Source organism: Halorubrum sodomense (assembly GCF_900111935.1).
Classification (GTDB): domain Archaea; phylum Halobacteriota; class Halobacteria; order Halobacteriales; family Haloferacaceae; genus Halorubrum; species Halorubrum sodomense.
This window is the reverse complement of record NZ_FOYN01000002.1, coordinates 671,708-693,751: the sequence shown is the minus strand read 5'-3', so window position 1 is coordinate 693,751 and position 22,044 is coordinate 671,708. Positions and strand designations below refer to the sequence as shown.

The following is a 22,044-nucleotide window of genomic DNA, read 5'->3' as shown; positions in this document are numbered from 1 at the left end:
GCCCCCGGCGCCGCCGCTCCGCGGTCGATAAACGCAAAACGGGTCGCGTCGGTCCGCGCGGCGAGGCGTTACTCGTCGGCGTCGACGGCCACTTCGTCGGCGTCGACGTCCACGGACGCCTCCTCCTCGGCGGCGACCTCTCGCGGGCGCGCTTCGAGGGTCAGCTTCTGGACCTCGACGCGACGCAGCGGGTAGATCTCCTTGGCGTCGCCGTAGATGGCCGACGAGAGGTTCCCGTCGACGATCGCGTCGACGAACGCCTCGAAGGTGCGCTCCTCGGCGGCGGCGTGGACCTTGTCGATCATCACGCGGCGGATCGCCTTCTCCTGCGAGCGGTCCGCCTTCTTCGTCGTCAGGGCGACGGGCTGGACGCGGACGCGGTAGTCGTCCGTCGTCAGCACCGTGATCGACGCCTCGACCTTCGAGGCGCCGCGGCGGACGAGCGAGCGCAGGTAGTCGCGCGTCAGCTCGTACTTGATGAACTCGGTGTACGCCGTGTCGCTGCCGACGTCGGTGATCTTGAAGGTTAACTTCGTGTTGTTCGCGTTGGAGTCGCCCGTCAGCTGGTCGAGCGTCGTCGTGATCGTGCGCCCGACGACCTGCTGGGGCTCCTCGGCGAGCGTCTCGCCGAGCTCCTGTCGGTCGAACTGTTCGGGCGCCAGCACGGAGTACCAGCGCTTCTGTTCTCTGCTCTTGGATACGGATCGTTCGCTCATGTGTCGGTGTGTGTGTCGGTGTCGGTCGTCTGCGGTTCGTCCGTGGCGTCGGAGTGCGGTTCGTTCGCGGCGTCGGTCCGCGGCGCGTCGGGGGCGACGTGCGCCCGTCCGCGCCGGATGACGCGGTCGGCGACGCGCAGATTCACGAGGTGGTCGTCCACCGTCGACTGGAGCCCGCCGGTGGTCGGTCGCGAAACGGTGCAGGCGACGGTGTCGCCGTCGACCCGGGTGCGCATCGAGTCGGTCTCGTCCGGTCCGAGCGCGGCCGCGACCGTCGCGGCGTCGGCGTGTTCGGTCCGGACCGTGGCGGTTCGGTCGGCGTCGACGACCGGCGAGTCGTCAGCGGCCGGCAAGTCGTCAGCGGCCGGCGAGTCGTCGTCGACCATCTCAGATCGCCTCCCGGAGCGCGGCCAGCGCCGCCGTGATATCGCCGTCGTCGACCGCGATCCCCCCGCGTACGGGGGTCCCCCAGCCGTCGCCGCCGGCCTCGCCGGCGGCGGTCCGGCAGGCGTCGCCGAGGCCGATCCGGTCGACGGCCGCGTCGCCCGCTGCGCTGCCGCCACCGGTCGCGGCGACCGCGAGTCGGCCCGCGGTCTCGTCGAGCGCGACCGCGACGGGCTCCGGCGACCGGAAGTCCCGGACGAGCCGGGCGACCGTCGGCAGGACCGCCGGAGACGCGTCAACGCGGGCGACGACGCAGCCGTCGTACCGGCCGACCGCCGCGTCGTCGAGCGCGCGGTGAGCCGCCAGACCGTGGCGGAGCCACGCGTCGAGCGCGGCCGTCCGAAGCGACGCGTCCGGGTCGCTCGCGAGCGCGAGCGCGATTCCCGTCCCGGGCGCCTCCCGGGCGAGCGCGTCGAGCACGTCGGCGTAGCCCCCGACCGTCTCGAAGGGCCCGTCCGTGACGTACGGGCGGAGCGCGCGCTCGACCGCCGAGGCCGCGCGGGCGCTCGCGTCGTCGCCGTCGACCGCGTCGACCGCGACCAGCGACGCGAAGCGCCGGCGGTCGTCCGAGTCGAGGTCGGCCGGCAGTCCGAGCGGGGCGAGCGCGTCGCGCGCCGCCGCCGGGTCGCCGGAGTACCGCGTCGACGCGAGCGTCGAGGCCGCGAGGGCCTCCGCTCGGGACGGTTCCTCGTCGACCGTTCCCGAGACCGGGAGCGCGACGCCGGGTCGCCGCTCGACGCGGCCGGCCCGCTCCGCGGCGTCGAGCGCGTCGCCGGAGCCGTCGGCGCCGGGGATCGACCCGGCCGCGACGACGCCGGCGAGCGCGACCACGGGGTCGGGCTCGACGCCGAGTTCGCGGGCGACCGCGAAGGCCGCCGCGCTCGCCGGGCGTCCCGTCCCTGGAATCGCGTGCTGGCCGCGGTCGACGCCGACGGTCACCGCGACGCCGTCGTCGACGTCGTCGGGGACCGGATCGGGGTCGACGCGCGCCTGAAACGGCGTGCCCGTCGCTCGGAGCGCTCGCGCGAGCAGCCCCGCGGCCGCCAGCGCGTCGCCGTCGTCGGTCGCGACGAGCCGAACGAACGGCGCGTCTGCGAGGACGCCGGCGAGCGCGTCGGGGGCGGGCGTGGCGGACATCGCTTCGGTCATGAGTGGGGTGCGTTGTCGTGGTCGTCGTCGATAGTCGCCGCGTCAGGCCGCGTCAGACTGCGTCACTCCTCGAGGTACTCGACGGCGTTCTCGTAGGTGTACGTGAACTCCTCGTCGATCTCGTCGCCGCGGTAGTAGTTCGCGAGGCGGCGGATCTTCGATTCCGTGTTCTGGAGCGCGCGCTTGTTCTGGTGGTCCTGCCCGTTCTCCTCCATGTGCTCGCGCAGGCGGATGGCCTGCGTCATCAGGTTGCGGAGGTCCTCGGGGATGTCGGCGTCGGCGTCGTGCTCCTCGAGGATCTCGGTGACCTTCTTGCCGGTCGCCAGCTTCACGTCGGGGACCGGGACGCCCTTGACGCCCTCGTCGCGCAGCTTGAGGCCGATGACGCTGGGGTCGTGGCCCTGCTCCGCCAGTTCGACGACGCGGGACTCGATGTCCTCGGCGTCGACGTCGCTCCACTCCGGGGTCTCGTCCGTCGCCGGTTTGTCCGAACCGGACGAACCGCGACGGCGCGTGTGCATTCGTGCCATTGTCTGTCTGGTTGGAACGGCACAACCGCAACGTGACCGCGACTCCGCGCGACGCGGCTACGGAGCGCTCGCGGAGCGAGCGATCCGACCGGACGGCCCGCGCGAGCGGACCGCCCGACCGCGACGCCGGAGGCGTCGGCGCACTGCTACATTCCCAAGCCGCGGGCGAAAGCGCCCCGGCGAGTCGGATCTGCAGCTGTGCTGTTCCCGTCCGAACCGTCGTCGGCAGGGTTCTTAAGCGTGTTCTTGTCGCCGCGAACCGCCGCAACCGCCGCGAACCGCCGCGGACCGGGGCGCTTTTTATGGCCACGTCCGAACTGAACGGTGTGCTATCGGTCGAGCTCCACGCGCACTCCGCGCTGTCGTACGACGGGCGCGACCCGGTCGACCTCCTCTTGCAGCAGGCGGCCGGAGTCGGGCTCGACGCGCTCGCCGTCACCGACCACGACGAGATCGACGCGAGTATCCGGGCGGCCGAGAAGGCCCCCGAATACGGTCTCGTCGGCGTCGTCGGCATGGAGGTGACCTCGGCGGTCGGCCACGTCCTCGCGTTCGGCATCGAGGAGCGCGTCGAGAGCGGCCTCCCCTTCGACGAGACGCTCGATCGGATCCGCGATCAGGGCGGGATCGCGGTCGTTCCCCACCCCTTCCAGAAGTCCCGTCACGGCGTCGCCGCGCACGTCAGCGACGAGCAGCTCGCGAGCGCCGACGCCGTCGAGGTGTACAACTCCCGGCTGTTCACCGGTCGGTCGAACCGGCAGGCCGAGAAGTTCGCCGTCCGCAACGGGCTCCCGATGACCGCCGGCAGCGACGCCCACATCTCCGAGATGGTCGGACAGGCGGTGACCGAGGTGGGCGCCGACGACCGCTCCGCCGCCGCGATCCTCGACGGTATCGCCGACGGCCGGACCAGCGTCGTCGGGAAGCGCACCCCGTGGCGGATATCGCTCAAGCAGTTCGGCGGGGGCGCCAAGCGCCGGGCGCTCCGCGCGCTCGACGGCCTCCGGTGACCGCGATGGTTCCGTCTCCGCCCGCCGACGACGCCGGCTCGACGCTCCGAGGGGGTTCCGCGGACCGCGTCCGGGCCGCGCTCCGCGACGCCGACCCGCTTCCCGGGGGGTGCGGCTTCGCCGGGCTGCTGGCCGACCCGCCGCCCCGGGAGACGGTCGACCCGTCGCGCCGGGAGACAGCCGACCCGTCGCGCCGAGAGACGTCTGGCCGAGAGGCCCGGAAGGGCCCGGTCCTCGTGCGCGACGTCCTCGGCCGCCAGCCGCTGTTCGTCGAGCGCAGGGCGCTCGATCCGGAGTCCGACCGCCGGCCGACGGCGACAGGAGAGTGGGGCTTCGATCGCGACGCGCTCGACGATCCGGAGCCCGTTCCGGCCGGGAGCGTCGTCTCGGCCGTCGGGACCGAGCGCGTCTGGCAGCTCCCCGACCCCGGTCCGACCGCGGATCCGGCGGCCGCGCTGTCTGCGGTCGAGGACGCGGTGAGCGCGGCGCTCGACGGTCTCGCGTCCTCGGCTCGTTCCGTGCCCGCCGCCGGGAACGACGACCTCGCGGTCGCCTTCTCCGGCGGCGTCGACTCCGGGCTCGTGGCGGCCGCCGTCCCCGAGGCTCCCCGTTACGTCGCCGGCTTCGAGGGGAGCCACGACGTCGCCGCCGCGCGCGAGGCCGCCGACGCGACGGACCGCGACCTGCGGGTCGTCGAGATCACGCACGAAGACCTCACGCGCGCCGTCCGCGCGGTCGCGGCGGCGACCGGTCGGCGGAACCCGATGGACGTCGCCATCGCGGTCCCGCTGTACCTGACCGGCGAGGCGGCCGCGGCCGACGGGTTCGACCGGCTCGCGGTCGGCCAGGGCGCCGACGAGCTGTTCGGCGGCTACAGCAAGGTCGTCGACCCCGCCGAGGACTCCCGAGTCGACGCCGACACCGTCCGCGGCGCGCGGACCGAGACCGTCCGGACGCTGCCCGATCAACTGGAACGAGACGTGCTCGCGCTTCGCGCCGCCGGCGTCGAGCCCGTGACGCCGCTGCTCGACGACCGAGTCGTCGCCGCCGCGTTGGCGCTGCCGGGGGACCTGCTCGTCGACGGCGACGAGCGGAAGGTCGCGCTGCGGCGGGTCGCGACCGGTCGCGTGCCGGAGTCGGTCCGCACCGCGGACAAGAAGGCCGTCCAGTACGGCACGTACGTCTCCCGCGAACTCGACCGGCTCGCGCGGCGGGCGGGCTACAAGCGGCGGATGGACGACCACGTCGGGAAGTACGTCGAGGCGCTGTGTACCGCCGAAAAGCCGGCCGGTGAGGGCCGGGACTGACCAAGTCGCCGCGCGGAGTACCAGTCCTGCGGCCGACGCCCGATCGGTCGGGCGTCTACTCAGGTATCGGCGGGACAGGTATAAAATACGGGCAGTAGCGACAAATATGACTCTCTTATGGCCGAGATAGAAGACGATCGTGCGTAGATCTGGTCGATTACTTCCGAACTGTCCCATCTGATGCGCGCTTCACAGCGGAAAATTCACGTTTTTTCGGGCGAAAACCGACCGATTCGCGGTGACCGCTCGGCGGGCGCCACGTCAGCGGACCAGGTACGGGTCGTTGCCGGCGACGAACCGTCCGAGATCGCTCTCGCGGCGGAAATCGGTCGAACGGAGCTCTCTGAGCGAGGCGACGAGCCGGTCGGCGTCGCCGTCCCTCCAGTCGGCGGGGTCGCTGATCGGTACGACGAGCCAACCGGCGCCGAGCAGTTCCTCGCCGTGGAGCGCGCGCATGTCGATCTCGGTCTTCCGGGCCCGGGCGGTGTACGTCTCGAGGACGTGTTGGGTCGCTCGGGCGCCCACCGGGAGCAGCACGTGGGCCGCGATGGCGCGGAGCTCCGCGTCGAAGAACCGCTCCATGTCGTCGTAGGCCTCGTCGTCCGGCGGGTCCTCGTTCTCGCACATGTGGAGGTACGAGAGGAACGTTCGGTCGGTCCGCACGGGGTCGATCGCGGTCGGGTCGCCCTCTCGCGCGACCCCGTCGGGAGCGACCCCCTCCGCGAGTCCCGCGATCAGTCCGGCCTCCGCGAGCGCCGACAGGAACGCGGGCGACCACGCCTCGCCGGTGAAGGGGACCCCCGCCGCGGTCCCGCCGTGGACGCCCGGCCGGTCGCCGACGACGTGGAAGTCCGCGTTGGCGTCGCCGTAGCCGGGAACGAACGAGGGGCAGTCGGGGCGCATCCCGAAGGGGTTCCGGATCCGGTCCGTGACGTTCTTCACGCGACGTGGTAGGCGTGGGGGCAGTTATATCCCGTTCGGTCCGGGGGCGACCGGCGCGCGGCCCGACGCGCTCCGTGTCAGCGCGTCGGCACCCCGTGTCAGCGCGCTGGCACCCCGTTTCAGCGCGCCGACCGCGGGGGTCCGATGCGAGGCGCACGAGCCGCCGTGAATTCGCATAACTTATGCGGACGAACCCGATTCGACCGAGTTCGGATACGCGTCGACCGACGCGGGAGACGAGATGTTTCAGGATCGTTAATTTATAACCGAAAACCGCACGACTGCGACGGGACACTGCCGGCACGAGCCGCGAAAGGTATTTATATGTCCCCGCGTTGGGGTCGGGCAGAAGTTCAATGTTCGACCGCATCCGAACGGCGGCCCTCTTCGGGCTCCACCAAGCGACCGTCGCCGCCGGGATCTCGCTGTTCCCGGTGGCCGTCTTCGCGCGCCGGCGTCTCGGCGTCAACGTCCCGATCGGCCGACTCGTCGAGACCACCACCGAGGCGTTCGAGGCCGCCGACGAGGAGTGATCGACCGCCCGGAGCCGGCTCGTTTTGCGCGGACGACCGCACGCCGAACCGACTCCGAGCGACGGCGTCGCCGCTCCCGCGACTTCCCCGTCGACACCCGGCTCCGCCACCGCGCGCCTCGCCGCGGTCGTCCGGTCGCGGCCCGGCGACGGATAGGCTCGTCGGAACCGGTCGGCGGCCCCCGAAGGGTTGCCTTTATCCGCGCGCCGAGCCTACGGAGGCGTAATGCGAACACCGACTGACAACCTCTCGGACGGTCCGTCCGTCGAACTCGGCCGCGACCAGCCGGTCTTCGGACCGGAGCTCGGCGAGTTCGACCAGAGCGAGCAGCGCGCCGCCGCCGGTGGCGACGGCGAGGGTATGAAGACGGGGACGACGACCGTCGGCATCAAGACGGCAGACGGCGTCGTCCTCGCGACGGATATGCGCGCCTCGCTCGGCGGCATGGTCTCCTCGAAGGACGTCCAGAAGGTCGAGGAAGTCCACCCCCGCGGCGCCCTCACCATCGCCGGCTCCGTCTCCCCCGCACAGAACCTCATCTCCACGCTCCGGGCCGAGACGAGCCTCTACGAGGCTCGCCGCGGCAAGGACATGTCGATGGAAGCGCTGTCGACGCTCACGGGCAACCTCCTCCGTTCCGGCGCGTTCTTCGTCGTCAGCCCGATCCTCGGCGGCGTCGACGAGGAGGGGTCGCACATCTACTCGATCGACCCCCTCGGCGGCACGACCGAGGAGGAGTACACCGTCACCGGCTCCGGGTCGCAGTACGCGCTCGGTGTCTTGGAACAGGAGTACGACGACGACGTCGACATCGACGAGGCGAAAAACATCGCCGCGAAGGCGATCCAGTCGGCCGTCGAGCGCGACCTCGCGTCGGGTAACGGGATCAACGTCGCCGTCGTCACCGACGATGGCGTCGACATCACCCGGTACAAGGATTTCGACGACCTGCTGTAAGCTCCCTGTCGCCGTCGGCGCCGCTCGGTTGTCACCGCCTCGTCGACCGCTCTGTACTGCCGAATTTTCTGCCTGACGAGCCGGGTCAGGGGATCGGCCCGGTAGCGCTCCGCGTCACCGCCGCAGCCCCGGCGGCGCGCGGATCCCCTCGCCCCAGTAGAACCGCGGGCCGAGGAGGAGGTACCCACAGGAGAGGAACAGCAGCGCGAACGCGAACCCCTCGCCGATCCACGCCGGCAGCGCCTCCGTGGCCATGTGACCGGCGGGAGTGAGGATCACCGCCACCTGAACGACGCCCATCACGAGCGCGTCCTGCGCGTGGAGGTCCGGGTACGTGACCGTCGACCCCATGAGCAGCGCGAACGCCGCCGTCGCCGCGACGAGGAGGAGCGGCGCGGTGTAGCCGGCGATGACGGCGGCCGCGAGAACCGTCGCCGACAGGGTTGTCGGGACGCCGACGGTCTCGCGGGCGCCGTCCTCGTCGACGGTGTAGAAGCCGAGTCGGGCGACCGCGGCGGCGACGAACAGCGCGCCCGCGCCGACGCCGCCGGCGACGAGGGCGGGATCCGTCGCGAACGAGCGCCCGTCGCGGACGACCGCCGTGACGACGGCGGCGGGCGCGACGCCGAAGGAGGCGACGTCGGCCAGCGAGTCGAGGTAGGGGCCGACCGGTGTCGACCCGCGGTGGCGGGCGACGACGCCGTCGAGTCCGTCCGCGACGGCGGCGAGGAGGACCAGCCGAGCCGCGAGCGTGACGTCGACCGTCGCGGCGACGACGGCGAGGAAGCCGACGGCGGCGTTGGCCACGGTCACCGCGTCCGCGAGCCCGAGGCGCCGAACGAACCGCAGAGACATACCGTATCGGTCGACGAGACGGGTTTTAGGGCTTGTTATCTCGTCGACCGCGGGCGGGCGGTTCGCGTCCGGGCGGACGCCGCCGTGGCCTCCGCGCCCGCCGCCCCGGGAACGCGCCCGCGGTCAGGGCACGTACCAGATGCCGCGCCCGAAGTCGAGCCACTCCCCGACCACGACGTGCGGCATCGCGATGACGCAGACGAAGATGGTGTAGAAGGCGACGGCGCCGGAGAGCAGCGAGCCGCCGGCCAGCGGGTTCGGAGCGACGGTCCACAGGACGGTCGCGACGCTCGCCGTGACCAGCGCGCCGACGACGAGGACCCCCCACGCGACGACGAGCGACACGCCCTCCGTCCGGTCGGGCTGCTCGCGCTCGACGACCATGCTCCGCGCCGACTGCCGCAGCGAGTACCACAGCGGGAAGTAGAGCCCGATGGCGACGACCACGGGCACGAGCGCGAAGTAGGCGACGAGCAGCAGCGTCTCCGCGGCGTCGAGGAGCCACGACCGGCTCACGCCGCCGGTCGAGCGCAGGCTGGTCGCGAGGCCGCCGCCGAGGTGCGCGAGCACCGCAAGGCCGAACGCCCCGCCCAGCACGGTCGTGAACGCCTCGGGGTTCGACGCGGCCGGCCCGGCCAGCCGGCCGTCGAAGACGCCCAGCATGATACCGGTGAAGCCGTAGAACGTCTCGGTCCAGAAGACGGCGGGAACGACCATCACGGCGCCGCCCCGGACGAGCGCGGCGAGGGCCCGCTGCGGCCGCGTCGGCAGGTGGTCGGTCCCGACCAGCGCGTCCATCACGCGGAGGTCGCCGTGGCCGCCCTTCGCGACCGCCGTCCCGAACGCGATCGCGAGCGCGGGCAGGGGGGCGACGACGAACAGCGCCACGAACGACGCGACGAAGCCGAGGTACAGCGCCACGTACCGCGCGCCGAACGGGAGCCCCCGCCGGCGGAGGTTCGAGAAGTGTTCGTACCCCCCGTGCGGGAGGTTCAGCGCGACCATCCCGACGAGGTACGCGATCATCTGCGTCCGGAGCGACACGTCGGTGCCGGCCGCGGACAGCGCGCCGAACCCGACCGCGAGCAGGAGCAACGCCGCGCGCGACGCACCGATGGCCGTCCGCTCCGGTTCACCGAGAAGCCGTCGTACCGGACTCGCCGTCGACGTCGACATGAGCGCCGATAGGGGCGTTACGGGGTTAGGGCCTCGTCACCATTATTTGGGCTTTTATATTCCCGCCAGTCGGCGCGGCGAGGAACGAGGGGTCGAGACGGCCGCCATCAGTACGTGTGGATCACTTCGCCGCAGCGCGTGCACTCGATCGTGTCCGACCGGAACAGCCGCTCTTTCTTTTCGGTCGGCCCGTTACACTCGGGGCAGACGCCGAGGTTCCGGCCGTCGGCCACGCGCGCGGACAGGTCGAGGAACTGGTTCTCCAGCTTGTCGATCTGCTCGGACTGCTCCTCGACGACCGACCGGAGCTCCTCGATGGTCTCGTCGCGCTCCTCGACCGCGGTGGACAGCTCCTCGATGCGCTGTTCGTACTCGTCGATCGCCTCGACGTCGATGGTGACGTCGTCGGTCGCCGTCGCTTCGGTTTCCCGTTCCGCGGTGGTCTCGGTGGTCGATTCCGCTTCCGCCTCGGTGTCGTCGTCAGCCATACGACACCTCTGGAGCCCCAGGGTCATTACTTTCGGGGCGACTACGTTTCCCTCGAGGGCCGATGCGACGCGGAGAGCGACCGTCGACGCCCCACCGCGATCGGCCGCCCGCCGACGCCGATACCTGACTGGGTTGGCATCGGTCTCAATAGAGTATATACTGTATCAGGATGTGGGTATGGACCCGATAGCACTACAGGCGGGATACGACCTACTCGGGGACGGTCGCCCCGAGACGTTGTGGTTGGGTATCGGAACGTTACTAATGCTCATCGGGACCTTCTACTTCCTCGTCAGAGGGTGGGGGGTCACCGACAAGGACGCCCGCGAGTACTACGCGGTCACGATCCTCGTGCCGGGGATCGCGTCGGCGGCGTACCTGTCGATGTTCTTCGGCATCGGCCTGACGGAAGTCACGGTCGGTGGCGAAATGCTCGACATCTACTACGCGCGGTACGCGGACTGGCTGTTCACCACGCCGCTGCTGCTGCTCGACCTCGCGCTGCTCGCAAAGGTCGACCGCGTCACCATCGGGACGCTCGTCGGCGTCGACGCGCTGATGATCGTCACCGGCCTCATCGGCGCGCTCTCGCACACGGCGATCGCGCGGTACTCCTGGTGGCTGTTCAGCACGATTTGCATGATCGTCGTGCTGTACTTCCTCGCCACGAGCCTCCGGAGCGCGGCGAAGGAGCGCGGACCTGAAGTCGCGAGCACCTTCAACACGTTGACCGCGCTGGTCCTGGTGCTCTGGACGGCCTACCCGATCCTGTGGATCATCGGAACCGAGGGCGCCGGCGTCGTCGGCCTCGGCATCGAGACCCTCCTGTTCATGGTTCTCGACGTGACGGCCAAGGTCGGCTTCGGCTTCATCCTGCTCCGCAGCCGCGCCATCCTCGGCGACACCGAGGCGCCGGAGCCCTCCGCGGGCGCCGACGTCTCCGCCGCGGACTGATCGGCTAGCGGACCCAGCGAAACTGAACAGCGCGCCGAACGACTTTCACAACCCATTCTTCACATGAGCGCTACGAACACCGAACAGCCGGCAGTGCTGAATACGCGGTCCGTCGTCGGGCTGGCCGTCTGCGCCGTGATCGCTCTCGTCGGGATCTTCGTGATCCCGACGCTCCGAGAGCCGGCCGGGGGGTTCAACACCCTGTTCTGGACGATGGCGGCGCTGGAGTTGCTCGCCATGGTCGGCGTCGTCTACTTCGTCCTCAACCTCCACGAGGAACCGAGCTAACGGCGGGCGAGGGCCGGCGGACGGCTTACTCGCCCGGCTGGTCGGCGGCGCCGCGCCCGTCGCGGGTCGACGGCGACGTCTCGTCGAGGGCGCGCTCGAAGTGGTCGCGTCCGACGGTCGCCTCGACCGCCGGGCCGTCGTCGACGATCGCGTCCTCGATCGCGAGCAGCCCGGCCTCGCGGACCAGCGCCGCGATGTCGCCGCCGCTGTACCCGGCCGTGCGGTCTGCGAGGGGGTCGAGGTCGACCCCGGCCGCGATCGGCATCTCCCGCGCGTGGATCTCGAGGACCTCGCGGCGCGCGTCCCGCCCCGGAAGCGGCGTCTCGACCGCCTTCTCGATCCGACCCGGTCGGAGCAGCGCCTCGTCGATCGTGTCCGGCCGGTTGGTCGCGGCGATCACCGCGACGTCTGTCAGCGGCTCCAACCCGTCGAGTTCGGTCAGGAGCTGGGAGACGACGCGCTCGCCGGCGCCCGTGTCGTCGCCGCGGCGCTTCGGGGAGATGGCGTCGACCTCGTCGAAGAAGATCACCGCCGGCGCGTTCTCGCGCGCGGTGGCGAAGAGGTCGCGGACCGCCTGCTCGCTCGCGCCGACGTACTTATCGAGCAGTTCGGGCCCGTTCACGGGGATGAAGTTCGCGTCGCTGAGGCTCGCTGCCGCGCGCGCGAGCAGCGTTTTCCCGGTCCCGGGCGGTCCGTACAACAGCACGCCGGACGGGGGTTCGATCCCCATCTCCGCGAAGCGGTCGGCGTACTCCAGGGGCCAGTACACCGCGCGCACCAGTTCGCGCTTGGCCGCGTCGAGCCCGCCGACCTCGTCCCAGCCGACGGCGGGGAACTCGACCGTGACCTCCCGGAGTCCGCTCGGCTCGACGTCGTCGAGCGCGGCGTCGAAGTCGGCCATCCGGATCGCGGTCCGCCCCTCGCGGCGGACCGCCCGCTCCAGCGCCGCGTCCGCGAGGACCGCCAGGTCGGCGAACACGTAGCCGTTGAGCCGCGCGGCGACGGCCTCGAAGTCGACGTCCATCGCGAGCGGCGCACCCTCGCAGAGGGATTCCAGCGCGGTCGCGCGCTCCGCTGTGGTCAGCGGCTCGACGTCCAGTTCGCGGTCGAACCGGCCGCCCCGGCGCAGCGCCGACGGCACGCCGCTCGGGTCCGTCGTCGCGCCGATCACGACCGTCCGGTCTCCCGCGCGGAGTTCGTCGACCGTCGACCGGAGGCGGTCGGCCAGCGCGGATCCGGCGCCGTCGTCGGCCCCGAGCGCCTCGAGGTCGTCGAGGAGGACCACCGTCGGTTCCCCCTCGGGAACGGCCTCGACCACCCGGTCGAGGCGGTCCGTCTGGTCGCCGGCTCGTTCGCCCCGAAGTCGCGCCGCGGAGACGCGGACCAGCGTCGCGTCGGTCGCGGACGCGACGGCCTCGACGAGCGTCGTCTTCCCCGACCCGCGCGGGCCGCTGAGAAGGAGCCCCAGCGTCGGGGACCCGGCCGAGTCGAAGGTCTCGGCGGCGTCGAACCGGGTCGCGACCGCGTCCCGGAGGCGCCCGAACGTCGCCGTCGGGACGAACGCGTCGCCGGCGCCGTCGCCGGGAGACTCCGCGACGACGTCCGGCCCCCCGTCGGCGGCAACGGTGATCTCGGTCTCGGCGCCGACGACCGCGGGCGACGAGGGGGTCACGCCCCGGACGTCGAACCTGAGCGTGAGGGCCCCGCCGAGGCGGGTCACCTCGACCTCGTCGCCGACGGCGACGACGCGCCGGTCGAGCCGTCGGCGGATCGCGTCCTCGCTCCGCTCCAGGTCGACCGACTGGCGGAGCCGGAGCGTGACCGACGACGCGACCGGGAGGTCCGACGCCGCGACGGTCGCGGTGTCGCCCGGCTCCAGCCCGGCGGTCCGGCGGAGTCGCTCGGCCAGGAAGACGGCCCGTTTCCCGTCGTCGACAGCGACGACCGGGGCGACGATTCGGTGTGCGCCCTCGACGACGACCCGATCGCCGAGGCCGACGCCGAGGTCGGCGAGGACGGACTCGGGGAGGCCGACGCGGTCTCCGGGGACCGACGTGGGCGGCTCTCGGACGGGGATGCGCACGCTCATCGTTCTCTGTCCCGATCGCGGAACGTCCCGGCGGTGGTCGACAGCATACGTCGATCGGTACGCCCAGCGACGAAAAAGTACCCACGGCCTGACTGGACACGGCCGCGGCCCGCGGGCCGCGGGCCGCGGCCTGCGGCCGCAATCGATCGAGTCGGCCGCGACGGGTCGGATCGGTCGCAACCGCCCGCATCGGCCGAGAAACGGCCGACTGCGACGCGATCCGGGCCTCGATCCGAACCGCAGGAAGACTGGCAACCATTAACTCGTATCGGTACAAACGGTCGGTCATGGCGAACGCTCGGGCTCTCCTCGTCCATCCGGAGGAGGGGAGCGACCGAATCGAAACGGCGCTCGACGCCGCGGGGTTCGAGGTGACGCGTACGAACACCGCGGCGTCGGCGGTAGCGAAGGCGACGAGCGGCGAGTACGACTGCGTCGTCAGCGAGTACGCGCTCGCCGGCGACGACGGCGTCGCCCTCGCGACCGCGATCGAGGAGTCCGACGCCAGCGTACCGGTCGTGATGTTCACCGAGACCGACGAGGATGGCGTCCCGGAGGCCGCCTTCGAGAACGGCGTCGACAGGTTCCTTCAGAAGAACGGGTCGGCGTCGATCGATCGGCTCGTCGCCGACGTCTCCGCGGTCTCCTCCGGGGCCCCGGCCGCGGAGCCGCGACGGGACGTCTCCGACCACGAGCCGTCCGCCGCGGAGGTGACGCGGGCCGTCGAGGACGCGCCGATCGGGATCAGCATCAGCGACCCGGACCTGCCGGACTACCCGCTCGTGTACGTCAACGACGCCTGGGAGGCTCACACCGGCTACCCGGTCGAGGAGGTGCTCGGACGCAACCCCCGGTTCCTCCAGGGCCCGGAGACCGACCCGGAGACGGTCGAGGAGATCGCGGAGGCGATCGGGAACGAAGAGCAGGTGACCGTCGAGATCCGCAACTACCGACGCGACGGAACGCCGTTCTGGAACGAGCTGACGGTCGCACCCGTCTACGACGAGGCGGGCGACCTGGCCCACTACGTCGGGTTCCAGAACGACGTCAGCGAGCGGAAGGAGGCGGAGCGACTGGCCCAGGAGCGGGCCGAGAAGCTCGCGACGGAGCGCCGGGCGCTCGACAGGGTTCTCGGGCGTGTGAACGGTCTTCTCAGCGAGATAAGCCGGATACTCGTCGAGAACCGGGACCCGAACGTCATCCCGGAGCGCGTCTGCGAGGTTATCGCCGGCGAACCGGGGTACGCCGGCGGCTGGATCGGCGAGGTCTCGTCGGCGACGGGGCGGCTGGAGATCCGCGCCGCGAGCGGCGTGTCGGTCGAGCCGGGATCGACGTTCGACGTCGACGAGACGCCGACCGAGGTCCAGGAGGCGATCGAGAGCGAGGAGCTCCGCGGCGGGTCGATAGAGCACGCGTCCGACGGGCCGCTCGAACCGAAAACCGCGGGCGGGAGGCGCCTGCTCGTCGTGCCGCTCACGTACGGAGACCGTCGGTACGGGCTGTTGGGGATCTACGGCAACGGCGCGGACGTCCTCGATCGGCGGGAGCGCAAGGTGTGCGAGTCGGTCGGCAAGATGATCGCCAACGGGCTCCACTCGATCGAGACGACTCGGATCCTCACCACCGATCGGGTCTCCGAGATCGTCGTGGAGATCAACGACCCGACCGCGTCGCTCGCGCGGATCGCCGACGCGGTCGACGGAACGGTTACGCACCTCGGGACGACGCGGCTCGACGGCGACGCCTGCGATCTGTACTTCCGCGCCGACGGCGACGACGTGAATCTCGACGACCTCGCGGAGCTTTCGCTGGTGGACTCGATGCGGACGGTCTCGGAGACGAACGACGGCGTCAGCTTCGCCGTGACGGTCACCGAGTCGCCGCCGTTCACGCAGCTGGCCGACCACGGCGTCGTCGTCACCGATGCGACGGCCACGGCGGACGGGGCGACCATGACGACCGAGGCGCCGCCGGAAGGGGACGTGCGGTCGATCCTCGACGTGTTCCGCGACGAGTACGAGGGCGTCGAACTCCGGTCGCGGGTCGAGCGCGAGAGCCGCGACCGCACCGTCGCGGAGTTCGCGGCCGCGGTCGACGAGCGGCTCACCGAGCGGCAGCGCGCCGCGCTGAAGACCGCCGAGCTGAACGGCTATTTCGAGTGGCCCCGACCGGTCGACGGGTCGGAGATCGCCGAGCGGATGGGGATCACCCGACAGACGTTCCACCAGCACCTCCGCGCGGCCGAGCGGAAGCTGGTCGAGGCGTACGTCGATCCCCGGTCGAGCGAATGAGCCGGGCGTCGACCGTCGAACGCGGTGGCGCATGAGCGACGATCGGTCGGACCCGGACGGCGCGGCCGACGGCTCGAACGACCGGAGGGACGACCCGTTCGCCGCGAGCGACGCCGTCGTCGTCGCGGCCGACGCGGAGACCGTGTTCGCGTTCCTCGACGACCCCGCGAACCACGCGGCGATCACGCCCGGACTCACGGACGTGAGAGACGTCGAACCGCTGGAGAACGGCGGGAAGCGCCTCTCGTACACCTACCGGATGGCGGGGATCGGGATCGACGGCGAGATCGTCCAGACCGTCCACGACCCGCCCGAGCGCCACGCCTTCGAACTCCGCGGCCGGCTCACCGGCACCATCGACCTCCGGCTCGCCCCCGTCGACGGGGGGACGGAGCTGACGTACGCCGCGACGTACGACCTGCCGGAGAACGCGCTCACGAAGGTCGGTGCGCCGGTGATTCGCCGGTTCAACGAGCGACAGCTCCGGGCGGCGCTGGAGAACGTCGCGGCGGCGTTCGACGGGGAGTAGACGCGTCCGAAGACGGCGAAGCGCGTCGGCTGGCGCGGCGTCGGAGAGCGGTTCGGGTCCGCCGTGCGCCGACCGAGGGACGGCGAGCCGATTCGAGTCCCGGCGGGCGAACTATTAAGCGTGCGATAGCCTAAACGGGAGGCATGGATCCGGTCACCCTCCAATCCGGCCTCGGGTTCGGGCTCGTGGGCGTCGGCCTGCTCGCGCTCCTGCTCGTGGTCGTCACGCTCTGGCAGTCGTTCGAGATCGTCGACGCCTACGAGAAGAAGACGCTCACGGTGTTCGGCGAGTACCGGAAGCTGCTCGAACCGGGGATCAACCTCATCCCGCCGTTCGTCTCGCGGACGTACGCGTTCGACATGCGGACCCAGACGCTGGACGTGCCCCGTCAGGAGGCGATCACGCGGGACAACTCGCCCGTGACCGCCGACGCGGTCGTCTACATCAAGGTGATGGACGCCAAGAAGGCGTTCCTCGAGGTCGACGACTACAAGAAGGCCGTCTCGAACCTCGCGCAGACCACCCTCCGCGCCGTCCTCGGCGACATGGAACTCGACGACACGCTGAACAAGCGCCAGGAGATCAACGCGAAGATCCGGAAGGAACTGGACGAGCCCACCGACGAGTGGGGGATCCGCGTCGAGAGCGTCGAGGTCCGCGAGGTCAACCCCTCGAAGGACGTCCAGCAGGCGATGGAGCAGCAGACCTCCGCCGAGCGCCGCCGCCGCGCGATGATCCTCGAGGCGCAGGGGGAACGCCGCTCCGCGGTCGAGCAGGCGGAGGGGGACAAGCAGTCGAACATCATCCGCGCGCAGGGCGAGAAGCAGTCCCAGATCCTCGAGGCGCAGGGGGACGCGATCTCGACCGTGCTGCGCGCGCGCTCCGCCGAGTCGATGGGCGAGCGCGCCATCATCGAGCGCGGCATGGAAACCCTCGAAGAGATCGGGAAAGGCGAGTCCACCACCTTCGTCCTCCCGCAGGAGCTCACCAGCCTCGTCGGCCGCTACGGCAAGGCGCTCTCCGGCTCCGACGTCCAGCAGATGGAGGGGCTCGACGGCAAGGAGTTCGACGCCGACACCCGGAAGATGCTCGGGCTCGACGACATCGACGAGATCCTCGGACAGATCGAGGAGTCCGCGGAGATGGACGTCGAGGAGCTCGAGAAGGAGGCCGAGGCCGTGAAGGCGGGCGACGCCGGCGCGAGCATCAGGTCCGCCGACGAGGTCATCCAGGAGATGGACGACGAGGAGGCGCCCGCGGAAGTGGAGACGGAGAAGTAGGGCGCGCGACGCCATCGAAGCAGCGGCCTTTCTCAGCGGGTCGATCCCCGAGCGAAGTGTTTTTGTCGAGCCGCAGACTAGTACGGCCGTGACAGAGGGGTTCGACGGGCAGAAACGCGAAACGCTCCGGCGGTTCGCCGCGGTCGGAGCCGCCGCGCCGTTCGTCGGGGTCGCGAGCGCCGACGACGGGGCCGAAGACGCCAACGAGACGCGGAAAGCGATCCGCGGCTACGTGCCGACGACCCCCGGCGCGCACTTCTCGAAGCTCCGCGACGACCTCCGGCTCGGGACCGGCGAGGCGCAGTACCACCTCCGGAAACTCGAGGAAGAGGGAGCGATCGAGTCGGTGAAGGACGCCGACTACCGGCGCTTTTTCCCCGCCGGCCGGTTCGACGAGACCGACAAGCGCGCGCTCGGCTACCTCCGCCGAGAGACGCCCCGCGGGATGATCCTCGCGCTGTTGCGCGACCCCGACGCGACGGGCGCCGACCTCGCGAGCGCCCTCGACGTCTCCCGGCCGACGATAAGCGCCGCGGCCGCGGACCTCGAGGGCGCCGGTCTGCTCGACCGGACCGGCGGCTACGCGCTGACCGAACCGGAGCGGCTGCTCACGCTCGTCGTCCGGTACGCGGACTCCTTCGACGCCCAGGCGGTCGCGTTCGCAGACGACGCCGCGTCGCTGGTCGCGTACGACCCCTGAGTTCGGGCGACCGCGCGACGCCGGACGCCCCGGTCAGTCCGTGACCATCCACGTCGTGCCCGACGAGTAGCCCCACTTCTCGACGTCGACGTCGGTGGCCGCGTCGGCGACGGCGCCCATGTTCGCGCCGACCTCCTTCGCGGAGAGGTCGAGGTCGTCGGCGATCAGTCGCGACTTGAAGTACGTCCGGTCGGCCGCGTTCTCGCGGAGGTACCGCAGGATGCGCGCCTGTTTCGCGGAGAGGCCCGTCGATTCGGCCGCGACCGCGTCCGGGTGGGCAGTGCTCATACAGGGATCAGGGCGTCACCGCGCATAAGGCGGTTGGTAGACCGAGTTAACACGCTGCCGTCGTGCGGTTTCGCGCCGCGACGGGGGCGAGAGCGGCGCTCCACGACCCCGTTTGGGTACGGTCTTCGAACGGCGACGGCGACGCAGGGCGGCGGCGGCGAGAGGTCAGTACAGCTCGGAGACGAACGGACCGAGCGCGCCGCTCACCCCGGCCGCGAGCGCCTCCGCCCGGTCGACGCGGCCGTTCGTGAGCGCGCCGGCCGCGCCGCCGCGCGTCGCGACGCCGTCGGTGCCGAGCAGGCCGTCCATCACCGGCCCCAGCTCTTCCCCGTCGTCGATGCGGGCGGCGACGTCTCCCGGAAGCGCGAGGCTCGGCCCGGCGGCGCGGCCGGCCCGATCGCCGTCCGTCACCGCCGCCCACATGATCAGGTAGCGGCCGTCGGCCCCGTCGAACCCCGCGACGCCGCCCTCGATCCCGACGCCGAGGTCGTACGTCGCGCCGTCGTCCGGGGCGGCGTCGCGGTCCCTCGGTTCCGCGTCGAGGACCGCAGCGGCGCGGTTCTCGGCGCCCGCGATCGTCTCCGCGTGGCCCGTGGGCTGTTCGCTCACGCCGGAGTCGACGGGGACCGACTCGATCGCGACGCCCGTCGGACCGCCGGGGAGGTCGGCGTCCGCCGCCGATCCGAGCGCCAGTTCGACCGCGCGTCGCTTCACCGGGTTGCCGCTGCCGACGCCGACTCGCAGGGTCGTCATGCCTCCGGGTCGTCGCCCGCGGCCGAAAACGCCTCGGGATGGAGCAAGTGCGCCAGCCGCTCGACCCCGTCGATGAGCGCGGGGCTCGGCTGGTTGAGGAGGGAGTCGTCGACGACGTGGACGGGGGCGTCGACCCAGTCGCGCTCGGCGACGGTCGCGGGGTCGACGCGGTCGCCGTGCCCGCAGACGTGGACGACGACGTGGTCGGGGTCGGCCCGCGCGACCGCGGCGGGGTCGACCTCTCGGGAGCGCTCGCCGGGGTCGACGAACGGGTAGCGACCGCCCGCGGCGCGGACGGCGTCGGGGACCCAGTTGCCGGCCGCCATCGGCGGGTCCGACCACTCCTCGCAGTACGCGGTCGGGCGCGGGCGGTCGGCAACGGCGTCGGCGATCCGGTCGAGTCGGTCCCGGGCGTCGGCCGCGAGTCGCTCGCCGGCTTCGGGGCGCTCGACGTCGGCGCCGCGGGCGGCGAACCCCTCGACCGCGTCGTCGAGCGTCGCGGGCTCCCGGTGCGCGACGTCGAGGCCGCGGTCGCGGCAGTCGTCCGCGAGGTCGGCTTGGAGGGCGTCGCTCGTGAGGACGACGTCGGGGTCGAGGTCGACGACGCGGTCGAGGTCGGGATTCAGCCAGCCGCCGACGACGGTCGGGGAGCCCTCGCCGTGCGCGGACCCGGCGTCCGGGTCGTCCGAGAGTTCGCAGTGGGCGGTGACGCCGACGAGGCGGTCGGCCGCGCCGAGCGCGGCGACCGTCGCGGTCGCGCTCGGCGCGAGGGAGACGACGCGGGAAGCGGCCATGCGACCCGGTCCGGACGCGAGCGTGTCAACGGTTTCGGTCCGGGCGGTTGTGCGATCGCCGAAAACACGTGATAGATCGTGTCCTTTCGTCGGGATTCGAGCGACACGTTCCGGTCGTTTTAAGTTGTGTTCCGCCGACGGTAAACCAAGATCGCTCTCGGGCAGTTTCAGTTTCCGGGGGCAACCGAGCTATGAGTGAACGACTACACAAACGGGGGAGTCGCTCCCGAACGGAGACGAACGAGGAGGAATCGGAGAGCACCGACGAGACGCTCAGCTGCCCGGAGTGCGGCGGCCACGTAATCAACGACGAGGAGCACGGCGAGACGGTCTGTAGCGACTGCGGGCTCGTCGTCGAGGCGGACTCGGTCGACCGCGGGCCGGAGTGGCGCGCGTTCGACTCCCGCGAGAAGGACGAGAAGAGCCGCGTCGGCGCCCCGACCACCAACACGATGCACGACAAGGGGCTCTCGACGAACATCGACTGGCGCGACAAGGACGCGTACGGCCGGTCGCTTGGCGCGCGCCAGCGCCAGAAGATGCAGCGGCTCCGCAAGTGGAACGAGCGGTTCCGCACCCGCGACTCCAAGGAGCGCAACCTGAAGCAGGCGCTCGGCGAGATCGACCGCATGGCCTCCGCGCAGGGCCTCCCGGACAACGTCCGCGAGACCGCCTCCGTCATCTACCGCCGCGCGCTCGACGAGGACCTCCTTCCCGGCCGCTCCATCGAGGGCGTCTCCACCTCCTGCGTGTACGCCGCCGCCCGGATGGCCGGCGTCCCGCGCAGCCTCGACGAGATCGCCGACGTGTCGCGCGTCGAGAAGGCCGAGATCGCCCGGACGTACCGCTACGTCGTCCGCGAGCTGAAGCTCGAAGTGAAGCCGGCCGACCCCGAGCAGTACGTCCCGCGGTTCGCCTCGGACCTCGAACTCTCCGAGGAGTCCGAGATGCGCGCCAAGAGCCTCCTGCGCAACGCCAAGGAGAAGGGCGTCCACTCGGGCAAGTCGCCCGTGGGCCTCGCCGCGGCCGCGGTCTACGCCGCCGCGCTCCTCACCAACGAGAAGACGACGCAGGCCGCGGTCTCGGAGGTCGCGGACATCTCCGAGGTCACCATCCGGAACCGCTACCACGAGCTGTTGGAGGCCGAGGACGGCCTCGTCGCGTAAGCCGCCGCTTTTTCCGCCGCCTCTTCGCCGCTTCCGCGGTCCGTCGCGAGCCGGACGCACAGGCATAAGTCCCCGCCCGCGGAACGCCCGCGTATGTTCGAGGAGTTCGTCCTGACCGCGAGCACGGCCGACCTCTCGGAGGAGTCGGCGGCCCGCGAGCACGCCGACGCGGTGGAGTTCCGGATGGACCTCGCGAGCGACCCGCTCGACCAGCTGGCGAGCTATGACGGCGAGCTTCCGCTCGTCGTCACGAACCGGGCGTCGTGGGAGGGCGGCGAGGCCGAGGGGCTCGGCCGGTACGACGCGCTCTCGGACGCGATCGGTCGCGAGTCGGTCGCCGCGGTCGACGTCGAGCTCGCCGCGCTGCGGGGGACGCACCCGGAGCCGGCCGAGGCGTCGCACGCGACCGCGCTGCGCGACGCGGCCCGCGAGGCGGGCGTCGCGGTGGTCGCGTCCGTCCACGACTTCGAGTCGACGCCCGAGCCCGCCGCGCTCGTGGACCTGCTCGCAGACGCCGCGAGCGAGGGCGACGTGGGGAAACTGGCGACGACCGCGACCGCGCCGGCCGACGCGCTCGCGATGATCGAGGCGACCCACGAGGCGACCGCGGCGGGCCACCGCGTCGCGACGATGTGCATGGGCGAGCCGGGCCGGCACACCCGCGCCGTCACGCCCCTCTACGGCTCGAGGATCGGCTACGCGCCAGTCGACCCCGCGAACGCGACCGCGCCCGGGCAGTACCCGCTCGCGACGCTTAGAGAGCTGATCGACGGGCTGAGAGAGGGCGGAGCGGACGCGTAGGCG

Annotated in this window: 24 protein-coding genes; 12 read left to right on the top strand and 12 right to left on the bottom strand. The window is 71.6% G+C overall.

What is annotated here, in order from left to right:
• Positions 1 to 68 precede the first annotated feature (68 nt).
• The 4 genes from BM286_RS08295 to BM286_RS08280 all read right to left on the bottom strand — a co-directional run bounded on the left by BM286_RS08295 (position 69) and on the right by BM286_RS08280 (position 2,839).
• Positions 69 to 716, bottom strand: a complete 648-nt coding sequence (locus tag BM286_RS08295; RefSeq protein ID WP_092921086.1) for a 30S ribosomal protein S3ae — start codon at positions 714 to 716, stop codon at positions 69 to 71.
• A complete protein-coding gene (locus BM286_RS08290) occupies positions 713 to 1,102 on the bottom strand; it encodes a KEOPS complex subunit Pcc1 (RefSeq protein ID WP_241988387.1) in 390 nt (129 codons plus the stop codon). The genes BM286_RS08295 and BM286_RS08290 overlap by 4 nt, the downstream gene beginning before the upstream one ends.
• 1 nt (position 1,103) lies before the next feature.
• On the bottom strand, positions 1,104 to 2,309 hold the full coding sequence (locus BM286_RS08285; protein ID WP_092921085.1) for an exonuclease RecJ: 1,206 nt from the start codon (positions 2,307 to 2,309) through the stop codon (positions 1,104 to 1,106).
• 62 nt (positions 2,310 to 2,371) lie between these two features.
• Positions 2,372 to 2,839, bottom strand: a complete 468-nt coding sequence (locus BM286_RS08280; RefSeq protein ID WP_092921084.1) for a 30S ribosomal protein S15 — start codon at positions 2,837 to 2,839, stop codon at positions 2,372 to 2,374.
• A gap of 326 nt (positions 2,840 to 3,165) precedes the next feature.
• Here BM286_RS08280 and BM286_RS08275 point away from each other — a divergent pair, with 326 nt between their 5' ends.
• The gene (locus BM286_RS08275) at positions 3,166 to 3,849 is read left to right on the top strand and encodes a PHP domain-containing protein (RefSeq protein ID WP_092921370.1); all 684 of its coding nucleotides are present in this window, start codon (positions 3,166 to 3,168) and stop codon (positions 3,847 to 3,849) included.
• 5 nt (positions 3,850 to 3,854) lie between these two features.
• Entirely contained in the window at positions 3,855 to 5,156 is a 1,302-nt protein-coding gene (locus tag BM286_RS08270) for an asparagine synthase C-terminal domain-containing protein (protein WP_092921368.1), read from the top strand.
• Positions 5,157 to 5,417: 261 nt separating this feature from the next.
• Here BM286_RS08270 and BM286_RS08265 read toward each other — a convergent pair whose 3' ends face one another.
• Positions 5,418 to 6,098, bottom strand: a complete 681-nt coding sequence (locus BM286_RS08265; RefSeq protein WP_092921083.1) for a uracil-DNA glycosylase family protein — start codon at positions 6,096 to 6,098, stop codon at positions 5,418 to 5,420.
• A 356-nt stretch (positions 6,099 to 6,454) separates the two neighbouring features.
• On the opposite strand from BM286_RS08265, the gene BM286_RS15600 reads away from it, so the two are divergent.
• Both BM286_RS15600 and psmB read left to right on the top strand, forming a co-directional pair.
• Positions 6,455 to 6,631: a hypothetical protein gene (locus BM286_RS15600; RefSeq protein ID WP_167603370.1), complete on the top strand. Its 177-nt coding sequence runs from the start codon at positions 6,455 to 6,457 to the stop codon at positions 6,629 to 6,631.
• A 225-nt stretch (positions 6,632 to 6,856) separates the two neighbouring features.
• Entirely contained in the window at positions 6,857 to 7,588 is a 732-nt protein-coding gene (gene psmB, locus BM286_RS08260) for an archaeal proteasome endopeptidase complex subunit beta (protein ID WP_092921082.1), read from the top strand.
• 114 nt (positions 7,589 to 7,702) lie between these two features.
• On the opposite strand, the gene BM286_RS08255 is transcribed toward psmB, so the two are convergent.
• The 3 genes from BM286_RS08255 to BM286_RS08245 form a co-directional block, all read right to left on the bottom strand.
• On the bottom strand, positions 7,703 to 8,443 hold the full coding sequence (locus BM286_RS08255) for a protein sorting system archaetidylserine synthase (RefSeq protein WP_092921081.1): 741 nt from the start codon (positions 8,441 to 8,443) through the stop codon (positions 7,703 to 7,705).
• A 123-nt stretch (positions 8,444 to 8,566) separates the two neighbouring features.
• Positions 8,567 to 9,619 (bottom strand): Brp/Blh family beta-carotene 15,15'-dioxygenase, encoded by a 1,053-nt coding sequence (locus tag BM286_RS08250; RefSeq protein WP_092921080.1) that lies wholly within the window; start codon positions 9,617 to 9,619, stop codon positions 8,567 to 8,569.
• Between the two features lie 107 nt (positions 9,620 to 9,726).
• Positions 9,727 to 10,107 carry a SlyX family protein gene (locus tag BM286_RS08245; RefSeq protein WP_092921079.1) on the bottom strand — a complete coding sequence of 127 codons (381 nt, stop codon included), beginning with the start codon at positions 10,105 to 10,107 and terminating at the stop codon, positions 9,727 to 9,729.
• Positions 10,108 to 10,285: 178 nt separating this feature from the next.
• On the opposite strand from BM286_RS08245, the gene BM286_RS08240 reads away from it, so the two are divergent.
• Both BM286_RS08240 and BM286_RS08235 read left to right on the top strand, forming a co-directional pair.
• A complete protein-coding gene (locus BM286_RS08240) occupies positions 10,286 to 11,062 on the top strand; it encodes a bacteriorhodopsin (protein ID WP_092921078.1) in 777 nt (258 codons plus the stop codon).
• Between the two features lie 63 nt (positions 11,063 to 11,125).
• Positions 11,126 to 11,350 (top strand): hypothetical protein, encoded by a 225-nt coding sequence (locus BM286_RS08235; RefSeq protein WP_092921077.1) that lies wholly within the window; start codon positions 11,126 to 11,128, stop codon positions 11,348 to 11,350.
• A gap of 25 nt (positions 11,351 to 11,375) precedes the next feature.
• Here BM286_RS08235 and BM286_RS08230 read toward each other — a convergent pair whose 3' ends face one another.
• Positions 11,376 to 13,439 (bottom strand): AAA family ATPase, encoded by a 2,064-nt coding sequence (locus BM286_RS08230; protein ID WP_092921076.1) that lies wholly within the window; start codon positions 13,437 to 13,439, stop codon positions 11,376 to 11,378.
• Between the two features lie 287 nt (positions 13,440 to 13,726).
• Here BM286_RS08230 and BM286_RS08225 point away from each other — a divergent pair, with 287 nt between their 5' ends.
• From BM286_RS08225 to BM286_RS08210, 4 genes are all read left to right on the top strand, one after another.
• Positions 13,727 to 15,730 (top strand): bacterio-opsin activator domain-containing protein, encoded by a 2,004-nt coding sequence (locus BM286_RS08225; RefSeq protein ID WP_092921075.1) that lies wholly within the window; start codon positions 13,727 to 13,729, stop codon positions 15,728 to 15,730.
• Positions 15,731 to 15,761: 31 nt separating this feature from the next.
• Entirely contained in the window at positions 15,762 to 16,259 is a 498-nt protein-coding gene (locus BM286_RS08220; RefSeq protein WP_092921074.1) for an SRPBCC family protein, read from the top strand.
• 143 nt (positions 16,260 to 16,402) lie between these two features.
• Positions 16,403 to 17,539 carry an SPFH domain-containing protein gene (locus tag BM286_RS08215; RefSeq protein WP_092921073.1) on the top strand — a complete coding sequence of 379 codons (1,137 nt, stop codon included), beginning with the start codon at positions 16,403 to 16,405 and terminating at the stop codon, positions 17,537 to 17,539.
• A gap of 88 nt (positions 17,540 to 17,627) precedes the next feature.
• Positions 17,628 to 18,239 carry a winged helix-turn-helix transcriptional regulator gene (locus BM286_RS08210; RefSeq protein ID WP_092921072.1) on the top strand — a complete coding sequence of 204 codons (612 nt, stop codon included), beginning with the start codon at positions 17,628 to 17,630 and terminating at the stop codon, positions 18,237 to 18,239.
• A 33-nt stretch (positions 18,240 to 18,272) separates the two neighbouring features.
• On the opposite strand, the gene BM286_RS08205 is transcribed toward BM286_RS08210, so the two are convergent.
• From BM286_RS08205 to BM286_RS08195, 3 genes are all read right to left on the bottom strand, one after another.
• A complete protein-coding gene (locus BM286_RS08205; RefSeq protein WP_092921071.1) occupies positions 18,273 to 18,527 on the bottom strand; it encodes a DUF7123 family protein in 255 nt (84 codons plus the stop codon).
• Positions 18,528 to 18,692: 165 nt separating this feature from the next.
• Positions 18,693 to 19,280: a DUF84 family protein gene (locus BM286_RS08200; RefSeq protein ID WP_092921070.1), complete on the bottom strand. Its 588-nt coding sequence runs from the start codon at positions 19,278 to 19,280 to the stop codon at positions 18,693 to 18,695.
• Positions 19,277 to 20,074 carry a helical backbone metal receptor gene (locus tag BM286_RS08195; RefSeq protein WP_092921069.1) on the bottom strand — a complete coding sequence of 266 codons (798 nt, stop codon included), beginning with the start codon at positions 20,072 to 20,074 and terminating at the stop codon, positions 19,277 to 19,279. The genes BM286_RS08200 and BM286_RS08195 overlap by 4 nt, the downstream gene beginning before the upstream one ends.
• A gap of 191 nt (positions 20,075 to 20,265) precedes the next feature.
• On the opposite strand from BM286_RS08195, the gene BM286_RS08190 reads away from it, so the two are divergent.
• Both BM286_RS08190 and BM286_RS08185 read left to right on the top strand, forming a co-directional pair.
• On the top strand, positions 20,266 to 21,240 hold the full coding sequence (locus tag BM286_RS08190) for a transcription initiation factor IIB (RefSeq protein WP_092921068.1): 975 nt from the start codon (positions 20,266 to 20,268) through the stop codon (positions 21,238 to 21,240).
• 93 nt (positions 21,241 to 21,333) lie between these two features.
• Positions 21,334 to 22,041, top strand: coding sequence for a type I 3-dehydroquinate dehydratase (locus BM286_RS08185; RefSeq protein WP_092921067.1), 708 nt, complete (start codon positions 21,334 to 21,336; stop codon positions 22,039 to 22,041).
• Positions 22,042 to 22,044 lie beyond the last annotated feature (3 nt).